Raw genomic sequence first — 10,935 nt, forward strand, 5'->3', positions numbered from 1 at the left:
GACCAGCACCCGGTCGCCCGGCCGGACCGTGCGCACGTCGCTGCCCACGTCGACGATCTCGCCCACCGCCTCGTGACCCAGCACCGTGCCGGGCGGCACCTCGGGCACGTCGCCCTTGAGGATGTGCAGGTCGGTCCCGCAGATGGACACCATGCCGACCCTGACGATCGCGTCGGTCGGCTCCTTGACAGCGGGGTCCGGGACGTCCTCCCAGGACGCCTGGCCCGGTCCGTGAAAGACGAAGCCCTTCATGACGCTCCTCACCTCTTCGGCCGGCCCGCTGCTGACCCCGCGCCTGCCGTCACGGCCAGGAGCCGGCCCCTGTTTCCAGCTTCGCCGCCCCGGCGCTCACGCGCACGGGACGCCCGGCCCGCGTCCGGCGGGCCGGGGCGGCTACGCCGGTTGCGGGACCACCGCGACCGGGCAGGGGGCGCGGTGGAGCACGCCGTGGGCGACCCGGCCGAGCTGGAGGCCGAAGCCACCGTGCCGGGGATGGCCGCCGACCACCAGGAGGGTGGCGCCCCGCGCCGCCTCGACGAGGGCGTCACGGGTGGGGCCCTCCGGGGTACGGACGACCGTCGCCACCCCTTCCGGCACGTCCCGCAGGGCCTCGGCCACCACTTCCCGCGCGGCCTCCTCCGGGTCGCCCTCGCCCGCGTCGTGGCCGGTGAAGCCCGAGGGCCGCCGCCAGGCGCGGACCGCCTCCAGCGGGAGGCCGCGCAGTCCGGCCTCCTCGGCGGCGAACCGGACGGCGGCCGCGTCCCGCGGCTTGTCGCCGACCGCCAGCACGATCCGCGGTGAGCCGCCCGGCACCTCGTCCTCCGGGCCGTCGCGCAGCACGAACACCGGGCAGTGCGCGTGCCCGGCGACCGTCAGGCTGACCGAGCCGAGCAGCGCCTCGGTGAACCCGCTGCGCCCCCGGCTGCCCAGCACCACCGCGCGGGCGGTACTGCTCTCCCGGACCAGCGCGTACTCCGGTTCGCCGGCCAGCACGTCGGTGGTGACCTCCACGCCGGGCCGGCGCGACCGGGCGCGGGCCTCGGCGGTGCCGACCACGTCCCTCGCCATGACCTCCTCGACGGGACGGTTGAGCTCCTGGGCGATCAGCTCGCCCTCGTAGCGCTCCCAGAGCGAGGCGTACACCAGGCGCAGCGGCGCCCCGCGCAGGGCGGCCTCCTCGGCGCCCCAGTCCACGGCGCGCAGGCTGGGCGCGGAACCGTCCACACCGACCACGATCGGCTCGTCCATGGGGCTCTCCACTTCGGTCAGGCGTGCGGGACGACGGCGACGGGGGCGGGGGAGTGGTGCAGCACGGCGTGCGCGACGTGTCCGAGGTGCGCGCCGAACCGGGCCGAGCGCACCCGGCGGCCGACCACGACCAGGCAGGCGTCGCGGGAGGCGTCCACCAGCACCGACCCGGCGCTGCCCTCCACGGCCGCCTCGACCACGTCGACGTCCGGGAACGACTCCCGCCAGGGCTCGAGCGCCCGGCCGAGCATGAACGCGTTACGCGGCTCCAGCGCCTCCTCGACGACCGGAGGCGCCTCCGCCTCGTAGGCGTATCCGGGGCTGTTGTACGAGGGCGCGGGCTGCGGCGTCCAGGCGTACACCACCCGCAGCGGGGCGCCGCGCAGCGCGGCCGCGCCGAGGGCGAACTCCAGCAGGGCCGCGTCGGGCGCGGTGATGTCCAGGCCCAGCACCACCGGCCGGAACGGCGTCGCGGCCGACGGGATGCCCGTGGGGTCCGCCCGGTGCTCGTCGGGGGCCTGCTCGCCCGCCCTGACCAGCACCACCGGGCAGTCGGCGTGGCCGGAGACCGCGAGGCCCACCGAGCCCACGATGAACCCGCGCAGCCCGCCCAGGCCGCGCGAGCCGAGCGCCAGCAGTTCGCAGGTCCCGGCGGCCTCGCACAGCACGTCCACCGGGTCGCCGGTGCGCCGTTCGGCGATCACCTCCAGGCCGGGATGGCGCAGCCGCAGCCCCTCCGCGCTCTCGTCCGGCGCCCGCTCGATCCAGTCCTGCTGGGCCTCGGCACCCAGCAGCGGGGCCTGTGCCAGCGGGTCCGGCAGCGGTTCCCACACCTGTACGAGCCGCAGCGGCAGCCCGCGCAGCACCGCTTCGCGCGCCGCCCACTCGACGGCGGCCCGGCTCTCGGCGGAGCCGTCCAGTCCCGCGGTCACGGTTCGGGGCATCGCCTGCACCTCCCTGGGCTCGTGCGGGGCTCTCACGTCCCGGCTCTTCCGGGTGCCGTACGGCGGCCCACCCACCAGCCTGACCGCAACCGTCCCTCCCGGCCACGGCCACAGGTCCCTCCGGGGGACCGGAAGTCGCGCCGACCAGGTCCGGTCGGCCCCGAAGGGTGTCCCGCCGATCTTCGCGGGCCCGCGACTCCTGGCCACGCCGGCTGATCCGTGAAGCTCCGCGAGACACCCCCTGGCCTGGATGTCGTGGACCGGCGATGATCGTGCCGGTGGGCCGTCCGTCGCGCCTGGCGGCCCAGGGGAACGAAAGGCCGTCATGCCCGAGACACGCACCTTCACGGAGCAGGACCCCGTCCGGGTCTTCCTGCTGGACGACCACGAGGTCGTCCGCCGGGGCCTCGTCGACCTGCTGGACGCCGAACCCGACATCGCGGTGGTCGGCGAGGCCGACACCGCCGCGCACGCCCTTGCCCGCGGCCCCGCGCTGCGCCCGCACGTCGCCGTGCTGGACGTGCGGCTCCCCGACGGCGACGGCATCACCGTCTGCCGGGAACTGCGCGACCGCATGCCGGGCCTGGCCTGCCTGATGCTGACCTCGTTCGACGACGAGGACGCCCTGCTCGACGCGATCATGGCAGGGGCCGCCGGATATGTGCTGAAGCAGATCAAGGGCTCCGACCTGGTCTCCGCGGTGCGCACGGTCGCCTCCGGGCAGTCGATGCTGGACCCCGCGACCACCGCCCGGCTGCTGCGCTCACTGCGCGCCGACCCCGCCGAAACCACCCCCGCGCTGCCGCCCGAGCTGGAGGCCCTCTCGCCCCGCGAGCGGGACGTCCTCGCCCTGATCGGGGACGGCCTGACCAACCGGGAGATCGGCAAGCGGCTCTACCTCTCCGAGAAGACGGTCAAGAACCACATCTCCCGGCTGCTCGCCAAGCTCGGCGTCCAGCGCCGGGTCCAGGCGGCGGTGCTCGCCTCGCGGCTCGACCCCCCGGGGGCTCAGCGCAGGCCGCCGCTGCCGTAGGGGGCGTACAGGTCGAGGAGGCGGACGCGGGAGGAGTGCAGGCGGTGGGCGACCACCCGGCCCACCCAGGTGGCGACCGCCCGGCCGAAGGCGGGGTCCTCGGCGCAGCGGGCGCGGACCGTCTCGGCGTCGAACTCCCAGGCCCGCACCGGGCTCATCGCCTCGCCGCCCAGGTGCCATACGCAGGGCGCGAAGTACCAGGACCAGCCGACGAGTTCGCCGTGGCCGAGAGACTCCACCACGGCCGGACGGCGGCCGGGGACATGGAGGTCGAGGCAGACCGTGCCGGTGCGGACGATCCAGAACCGGTCGGCGCGCCGCCCCTCCTCGAAGAGCCGGGTGCCGACCGGGAAGGAGACCTCGCGGGCCAGCTCCATCAGCCGCTCGCGCTGCAGTGGTTCCAGGGCCGTGGTCATGGTGGTCGTGGTCATCGCACCGGCTCCCTTCGAGGCGTCTGCCCTCAGGGTCGTACCGCTCCGGTCCGGTGCGCCACGGGCCGTTCGGCCCCGGCCGGGGACCCTTCGGCCCCCGGCCGGACCAGGGCTAGAAGACGATGCCCACGTGGGCCAGCGCCTGCTTCAGCAGGGCGCCGTGGCCGCCGGGCATCTCGCCGTGCAGGGCCGCCGAGGCGGCCTCCTGCGGGGTGAACCAGACCAGGTCCAGCGCGTCCTGCCGGGGACGGCAGTCGCCGGTCACCGGCACGATGTAGGCCAGGGAGACCGCGTGCTGACGCGGGTCGTGGTAGGGGGTGACACCGGCGGTGGGGAAGTACTCCGCGACCGTGAACGGCTGGGTGGAGACGGGGACGCGGGGCAGGGCCACCGGGCCGAGGTCCTTCTCCAGGTGTCGCAGCAGCGCGTCGCGCACCCGCTCGTGGTGCAGGACCCGGCCGGAGACCAGGGTACGGCTGACCGTGCCGTCCGGGCCGATGCGCAACAGCAGCCCGATACTGGTGACTTCACCGCTGTCGTCCACCCGCACGGGCACGGCCTCGACGTACAGGATCGGCATCCGGGCCCTGGCCATCTCCAGCTCGTCCGTGGTCAGCCAGCCGGGCGTGGTCTCGGTCATGTCAGACATTGCTTGATCATACTTTCCGGGTGGGTACCCGCCGCGGGTGCGGGCGGGCTCGGACACAGGCGGCTTGCGTGGGTCGGGGAGGCTCACGGTTTCACGGCGACGGCCCCGAACTGCGGTACGGGGAGCGCGTCCGCCGCGTCCGGACGCCACTGCGAGCAGGGCACGAGGCCCGGCTCGACCGGCTCCAGACCGTCGAGGAAGGACGCGATCTCCGCGCGGCCGCGGCCGGTGATCGGCGGGGTGGCGTGGGCGTTCCAGAACTCCATGGCGGTCACGTTCCCCGCGCCGCCCACTTCAGCGTCGAAGGTCGGGTGGGTGAGCACCAGCACACTGCCGGAGGGGACGGCGGCCATGATCCGGCGGACGATCTCCCGTGCCTCGGCGCCGTCCAGGACGAAGTTGAGGATGCCGAGCATCAGCACCGCGACCGGCCGGTCCAGGTCCAGCGTCTTCGCGGCGCGTCGCACGACGGCGTCCGGGTCCCGGACGTCGGCGTCGACGTAGTCCGTGACGCCCTCGGGGGAGCCGGTGAGCAGGGCGCGCGCGTGGGCCGGCACGACCGGGTCGTTGTCGACGTAGACGATCCGCGACTCGGGGGCCACCCGCTGGGCGATGTCGTGCGTGTTGTCCGCGGCCGGCAGCCCGGCGCCCAGGTCGAGGAACTGCCGGATGCCCCGCTCGACCGCCAGGTGGCGCACCGCGCGCACCAGGAATTCCCGGTCCGCGCGGGCCACGTCCCGGATCACCGGGAACATCCCGGCGACCTGCTCACCCACGCGCCGGTCCACCTCGTGGTGGGCGTCGCCACCGATCCAGAAGTTCCAGACCCGCGCGTTGTGCGCCACGGAGGTGTCCGGCCGTGCCGCCCCGGCCGTGGCGGAGTCCTGGTCGCTCAACGTGCCGCCCTTCCGCCGCTCCTTGATCACGCCGTCCCGCGTCATTGTGCCGTCCGGCGATCCCGGTGTCCCGAAAATCGCGCACGGTACGCGAACGGGCACCGAACGGGCATCCCCGGACCGCCCGCCCCGCCCAGGGACAAGCCCGTCCGGGCCATGAGGAACACTGGGGGCGTCCCGCGAACCGACCGGAAGCAGCACATGTCAGCGACGCCCGCGCCCCTCCTCGACGTCCCCGGCGAGCCCTCGGGACCCGCCGACATCCGCCTGGTGGTGACCGACATGGACGGCACCCTGCTGGACGACGACAAGCGGCCGCCCGCCACCCTGCGGCCCCTGCTCGCCGAACTACGGCGCCGGGGCGTGCTGTTCAGCCCCGCGAGCGGCCGCCAGTACGCCACGCTGGCCGAGGAGTTCGCCGACGTGGCCGAGGGCATGGTGTTCATCGCGGAGAACGGCACCTACGTCGTCCGCGACGGCGTCGAACTCAGCTCCGACCCGCTGGACCAGGCGACCGCCGCCGAGCTGGCCCGCACGGTCCGGGGGCTGGCCGCGCGGGGCGTGGACGCCGGCGCCGTGGTCTGCGGCAAGCGCGCCGCGTACGTGGAGCGGAGCGACGAGGCGTTCCTCGCGGAGGTGCGCAAGTATTACGTCTCGCACCGCGTGGTCGAGGACGTGACCGCGGTGGACGACGAGATCATCAAGGTCGCGGTGTACGACTTCGGCTCCGCCGAGCAGGGTGCCGCCCCCGCCCTCGCGCCCTTCGCCGACAGCCATCAGGTCGTGGTGTCCGGCGAGCACTGGGTGGACGTGATGAACCGCACCGCCAACAAGGGCGCCGCCCTGCGCGGCCTCCAGCGCGAGCTGGGCATCACCCCGGCCCAGACCATGGTCTTCGGCGACTACCTCAACGACCTGGAGATGCTGGACGCGGCCGACTGGTCCTTCGCCATGGCCAACGCCCACCCGGACGTCATCAGCCGCGCCCGCCACCTGGCCCCCTCCAACAACGACCACGGGGTGCCCCGGACGATCGCGCGGATACTGGGCATAACCCTCTAGCCGAGCACCGAGTCCAGGAAGCCCGTCAGCTCCGCGAAGACCTTCGCACGGTCGATCTCGTTGAAGACCTCGTGGCGGGCGCCGGGGAGGACGCGCGCGGTGGCGCGGCCGGCGCCGAGGCGCTCCACGCCGGTGCGGCTGCCCTCGACCGGGACCAGCCGGTCGTCCTCGCCGTGCAGCCAGAGCAGCGGCAGGCCGCCGAGGTCGCCGCCCGCGGCCACCGCCGCCAGTCCCCGTTCGAACGCCAGGAGAGTCGGCCTCTTCATGGGGCCGTGCCACACCAGCGGGTCGGCGGCGTAGGCCGCGCCCACCGCCGGGTCGCGGGAGAGCGCGGCCGGGCTGATCGGCATGTCGGGGATCTCGTCCAGCGCCAGGAGCCGCCCGGGCAGCGCCCACGTGCCGACCACCGGCCCCGACAACACCAGCGCGCTCAGCTCGGACCCGTACCGCTGGGCGTAGCGGGCCGCGATCAGGCCGCCCATGGAGTGGCCCACCATGACCAGCGGCAGACCTGTGTGTTCGGCGCGGGCCAGGTCCGCCGCCGTGTGGAGGTCGGTCACCACGTCCTCGAAGTCCCCGATCACCGCCCGCTCGCCGGCCGACCTGCCGTGCCCGAGGTGGTCGGGGGCGTACACCGCCGCGCCGTGGCCGGTGAGCACCCCGGCGACCTCGTCGTACCGGCCCGCGTGCTCGCCGTACCCGTGCACCAGCAGGGCGAGGTAGCGGGGCGCCGGGTGCGGCCAGGCGCGTACGTGCAGCGCACCGTGGACGCCCTGGCGGATGTGGGCGCGTACGTCGGTCATGCGGCTCTCCTCCGGCGTGGTCGCGTGGGTCACTCCGGGGGGATCTTCCCAGGGGGCCGGTGCGAGGTCTATAGTCCGGTAGAGCCCAAAACTAGCAGTGCTAATTAAGCCGCTCCGTCCCGGCGGGGCGTAGGTTCACGCTGATCCACAACGTCGTCGGTCAGGAGTCCCGAGTTGCGTCCCGTCCACTTCGCGGCCGCCCGCCGCACGCCCATCGGCAAGCTGCGCGGCGCCCTGTCCTCCGTGCGGCCCGACGATCTCGCGGCGGCCGTCGTCCGCGACCTGGTGAGCGGCGTGCCCGCCCTCGACCCGGCCCGGATCGACGACGTGTACTGGGGCGCCGCCAACCAGGCCGGCGAGGACAACCGCAACATCGCCCGCATGGCCGTCCTGCTCGCCGGGCTCCCCGACTCCGTGCCCGGCGCCACCGTCAACCGGCTCTGCGCCTCCGGCCTGGAGGCCGTCACCACCGCCGCCCGCACCATCGCGGCCGGTGAGGCGGACATCGTCGTCGCGGGCGGCTCCGAGTCCATGAGCCGCGCCCCCTTCGTGCTGCCCCGCCCCGACGAGGCCCTCCCGCACCGCATGGAGACCTACGACACCCGCCTCGGCTGGCGCCTCACCAACCCGGCGATGAAGGACCTGCACGGCGTCCTGGCCATGGGCGAGACCGCCGAGGAGGTCGCCCAGCGGTACGGCATCTCCCGCGAACGACAGGACGAGTTCGCCCTGCGCAGCCACCAACTCGCCGCCACCGCGCGGAAGAACGGCCACTTCGACGCCGAACTGCTGCCCGTGGAGCGTCCGGACGGCATCACCGTCGACCGCGACGAATGCGTACGCGAGGACACCTCCCTGGAGAAACTTGCCCGCCTCAAGCCGGTCTTCCGCAAGGACGGCACGGTCACCGCGGGCAACGCCTCCCCCATGAACGACGGCGCCGCCGGACTCCTCCTGGTCAGCGAGGACGCGCTCGAGGAACTCGGCCTCGAATCGCTCGGCCGGTACGTCGCCGGCGCCTCGGCCGGCGTCCACCCCGACGTGATGGGCATCGGCCCGGTACCCGCCACCCGCAAGGCGCTCGCCCGCGTCGGCTGGAGCGTCGACGACCTTCAAGAGGCCGAGTTCAACGAGGCGTTCGCCGCCCAGGCCCTCGCCTCCGTCGACCAACTGGGCATCGACCCCGGCCTGGTGAACCCGACCGGCGGCGCCATCGCCCTCGGCCATCCCCTCGGCTGCTCCGGCGCCCGCATCCTCACCACCCTGCTGCACCGCATGCGCCGCACCGGCGCCGGACGTGGCCTCGCCACCATGTGCGTCGGCGTCGGGCAGGGCAGCGCGGTCCTGGTGGAGCGCCCCTGAACCACCCCGACGGACCTTCCTGGCAAGGGAGTTCCGCAGCACGAGTCGCACCGCAGGAAACGGAGCCGCACCTCATGGCAACCCTGTCCGTCGCCGCCATCCTGGCCGAGAACGCCCGCCGCCGCCCCGACCGGACGGCCCTCGTCGAGGGCGACCTGCGCCTCACCTTCGCCGAAGCCTGGAGGCGCTCCCTCGCCCAGGCCGGCGCGCTCACCGCCCTCGGCGTACGGCCGGGTGACCGGGTCGCCCTGATGGCCCCCAACACCGCCGAGTTCCCGCTCGCCTACTACGCCGCCATGGCGGTGGGCGGTGTCGTCGTCCCCGTCCACCTGCTGCTCTCGGCCACCGAGGTCGAGCACGTCCTCAAGGACAGCGGCGCCACCCTGTTGCTCGCCCACCCCGCCCAGGAGGCCACCGCCCGCGCGGCCGCCGAGCCCCTCGGCATCCGCGTGGTCGTCCTCGGCGAGGAACTGGAGAAGCTGGCGGTCGACGCCGAGCCGCCGCACTCGTACGTCACCCGGTCCGCCGACGACCCGGCCGTCGTCTTCTACACCAGCGGCACCACCGGCGTCCCGAAGGGGGCCGTGCTCAGTCACTTCAACATCGTGATGAACGCGACCGTCAACGCCTTCGACGCCAACGACATCCGCCCCGACGACGTCGTCCTCGGCGCGCTCCCGCTCTTCCACGCCTTCGGGCAGACGGTCTCCCTCAACTCCACCTGGCGCGCGGGCGCGACGCTCGTCCTGCTGCCGCGCTTCGACGCCGCCCGCGCGATCGAGATCATGGTCGCCGAGCGCGTCAACACCTTCCACGGCGTCCCCACCATGTTCGTGTCCCTCGCCGCCGTCGCGGCCGACGCCGCCGCCCTGCCCGAGCTGCGGCTGTGCATCTCCGGCGGCGCCTCGCTGCCGGTGGCCGTGCTGGAGAGGTTCGAGTCGGCGTTCGGCGCCCGGATCTACGAGGGGTACGGCCTCTCGGAGACCTCCCCGGCCGCCACCGTCAACCAGCCCGTCTTCGGCACCCGCGCCGGCACCATCGGGCACCCGCTGTGGGGGGTGGACGCCGAGATCACCCGGGCCGACGTCGAGGACCGGGTCGAACTCCTCGCGCCCGGCGAGCTGGGCGAGGTCGTCATCCGGGGCCACAACGTCTTCTCCGGCTACCTCGGCCGCCCGGAGGCCACCGCCGAGGCGCTGGTCGACGGCTGGTTCCGCACCGGTGACCTCGGCACCAAGGACGAGGACGGGTTCCTGCGGATCGTCGACCGCAAGAAGGACGTCATCATCCGCGGCGGCTACAACGTCTACCCCCGCGAGGTCGAGGAGGTGCTCGCCCGGCACCCGGAGATCGCCCAGGTCGCCGTCATCGGGCTCCCCGACGAGCTGCACGGCGAGGAGATCTGCGCGGTCGTCGTCCCCGCGCCGGGCACCACGCCCGACGCCGCCGCGATCACCGCGTGGTCCAAGGAGCACCTCGGCAAGCACAAGTACCCACGCCGTATGGAGTTCACGGACGTCCTTCCGCTCGGCCCCAGCATGAAGGTGCTCAAGCGCGAACTGCGCGCCCGGTACACCGCCCGCTGAGCCACCGGCGCCCGGCCGGACGTGTGCACCTAGCATCAGTCTTCGCATGAACATGATGACGCTCTGGCACATATCCGGCTGGGAGTTCGCCGCCCTGGCCCTCGCCGCCCTCCTCGTCGGCTTCTCCAAGACCGCCGTCAGCGGGGCCAACACGGTCAGCCTCGCCGTCTTCGCGGCCGTCCTGCCCGCCCGCGCCTCCACCGGCGTACTCCTCCCGCTCCTCATCGCGGGCGACACCTTCGCCGTCCTCACCTACCGGCGCCACGCCCACTGGCCGACCCTCTGGCGGCTGTTCCCCGCCGTCGCGGCCGGAGTGGTGGCGGGCACCCTGTTCCTCGCCCGCGTCGGCGACGGGATCGTACGGATCTCCATCGGCGCGATCCTGCTGATGATGACCGGCATCACCCTGTGGCGACGGCGTCAGGAGGCGACGGAGGACGTCAGCACGCGGACCGGCCGGGTGACGGCGGGGGCGTACGGCGTGACGGGCGGCTTCACCACCATGGTCGCCAACGCGGGCGGACCGGTGATGTCGATGTACCTCCTCTCCGCGGGCTTCCGCAAAATGGGTTTCCTCGGCACCTCCGCCTTCTTCTTCCTCATCGTCAACGTCGCCAAGATCCCCTTCAGCGCCGCCCTCGGCCTGATCGACGGCGACTCGCTGCTGCTGGACGCGGCCCTGCTGGTCTTCGTCGTGCCCGGCGCGTTCCTCGGCCGGTGGGCCGTCCACCGGATCAACCAGCGGCTGTTCGACCGCATCGTCATCGTGGCGACGATCGTCGGGGCCGTCGAACTCCTCCTGACCTGACCGGATGCGTACGCTCACCCCATGCCCGCGCACGTCCTGATCCTCGGCGGCACCACCGAGTCCCGCCGCCTCGCCGCCGTCCTCTCCGCCCGCCCCGGCCTCCGGGTCACCAC

12 protein-coding genes and 1 pseudogene are annotated in these 10,935 nt (G+C 73.8%); 6 read left to right on the forward strand and 7 right to left on the reverse strand.

Annotated elements, in window-relative coordinates:
* The 3 genes from CCN33_RS19975 to CCN33_RS19985 all read right to left on the reverse strand — a co-directional run.
* Positions 1-252 (reverse strand): alcohol dehydrogenase catalytic domain-containing protein (locus CCN33_RS19975; protein ID WP_167387905.1); only part of this gene is annotated, 252 nt, incomplete at its 3' end.
* 141 nt (positions 253-393) lie between these two features.
* A complete protein-coding gene (locus CCN33_RS19980) occupies positions 394-1,248 on the reverse strand; it encodes a universal stress protein (protein WP_086694944.1) in 855 nt (284 codons plus the stop codon).
* A gap of 17 nt (positions 1,249-1,265) precedes the next feature.
* The gene (locus tag CCN33_RS19985) at positions 1,266-2,192 is read right to left on the reverse strand and encodes a universal stress protein (RefSeq protein ID WP_086694945.1); all 927 of its coding nucleotides are present in this window, start codon (positions 2,190-2,192) and stop codon (positions 1,266-1,268) included.
* A 325-nt stretch (positions 2,193-2,517) separates the two neighbouring features.
* Between CCN33_RS19985 and CCN33_RS19990 the strand changes: the two genes are divergently transcribed.
* Positions 2,518-3,225: a response regulator gene (locus tag CCN33_RS19990; protein ID WP_086694946.1), complete on the forward strand. Its 708-nt coding sequence runs from the start codon at positions 2,518-2,520 to the stop codon at positions 3,223-3,225.
* Here CCN33_RS19990 and CCN33_RS19995 read toward each other — a convergent pair.
* From CCN33_RS19995 to CCN33_RS20005, 3 genes are all read right to left on the reverse strand, one after another.
* Positions 3,201-3,656 (reverse strand): Crp/Fnr family transcriptional regulator, encoded by a 456-nt coding sequence (locus CCN33_RS19995; RefSeq protein WP_086694947.1) that lies wholly within the window; start codon positions 3,654-3,656, stop codon positions 3,201-3,203. The genes CCN33_RS19990 and CCN33_RS19995 overlap by 25 nt on opposite strands.
* 112 nt (positions 3,657-3,768) lie before the next feature.
* Entirely contained in the window at positions 3,769-4,296 is a 528-nt protein-coding gene (locus tag CCN33_RS20000; RefSeq protein WP_167387906.1) for an NUDIX hydrolase family protein, read from the reverse strand.
* Positions 4,297-4,388: 92 nt separating this feature from the next.
* Positions 4,389-5,201, reverse strand: coding sequence for an SAM-dependent methyltransferase (locus CCN33_RS20005; RefSeq protein WP_086694954.1), 813 nt, complete (start codon positions 5,199-5,201; stop codon positions 4,389-4,391).
* Positions 5,202-5,402: 201 nt separating this feature from the next.
* Between CCN33_RS20005 and CCN33_RS20010 the strand changes: the two genes are divergently transcribed.
* On the forward strand, positions 5,403-6,263 hold the full coding sequence (locus CCN33_RS20010; protein ID WP_086694949.1) for a Cof-type HAD-IIB family hydrolase: 861 nt from the start codon (positions 5,403-5,405) through the stop codon (positions 6,261-6,263).
* Here the strand turns inward: CCN33_RS20010 and CCN33_RS20015 are convergent.
* Positions 6,260-7,066, reverse strand: a complete 807-nt coding sequence (locus CCN33_RS20015) for an alpha/beta hydrolase (protein ID WP_086694950.1) — start codon at positions 7,064-7,066, stop codon at positions 6,260-6,262. The two genes, CCN33_RS20010 and CCN33_RS20015, sit on opposite strands and share 4 nt — an antisense overlap.
* A gap of 174 nt (positions 7,067-7,240) precedes the next feature.
* Here CCN33_RS20015 and CCN33_RS20020 point away from each other — a divergent pair, with 174 nt between their 5' ends.
* From CCN33_RS20020 to CCN33_RS33145, 4 genes and pseudogenes are all read left to right on the forward strand, one after another.
* Positions 7,241-8,428, forward strand: coding sequence for a thiolase family protein (locus CCN33_RS20020; protein WP_086694951.1), 1,188 nt, complete (start codon positions 7,241-7,243; stop codon positions 8,426-8,428).
* Positions 8,429-8,502: 74 nt separating this feature from the next.
* Complete coding sequence (locus CCN33_RS20025) at positions 8,503-10,014, forward strand: long-chain-fatty-acid--CoA ligase (RefSeq protein WP_086694952.1); 1,512 nt, start codon at positions 8,503-8,505, stop codon at positions 10,012-10,014.
* Between the two features lie 46 nt (positions 10,015-10,060).
* Positions 10,061-10,822 (forward strand): sulfite exporter TauE/SafE family protein, encoded by a 762-nt coding sequence (locus CCN33_RS20030; protein WP_086694953.1) that lies wholly within the window; start codon positions 10,061-10,063, stop codon positions 10,820-10,822.
* Between the two features lie 21 nt (positions 10,823-10,843).
* Positions 10,844-10,935 (forward strand): annotated as a pseudogene (locus CCN33_RS33145) (precorrin-6A/cobalt-precorrin-6A reductase); the annotation flags it as partial.

It is taken from the genome of Streptomyces recifensis, assembly GCF_002154615.1.
In the GTDB taxonomy this organism is placed as follows: Bacteria; Actinomycetota; Actinomycetes; order Streptomycetales; family Streptomycetaceae; genus Streptomyces; species Streptomyces griseoluteus.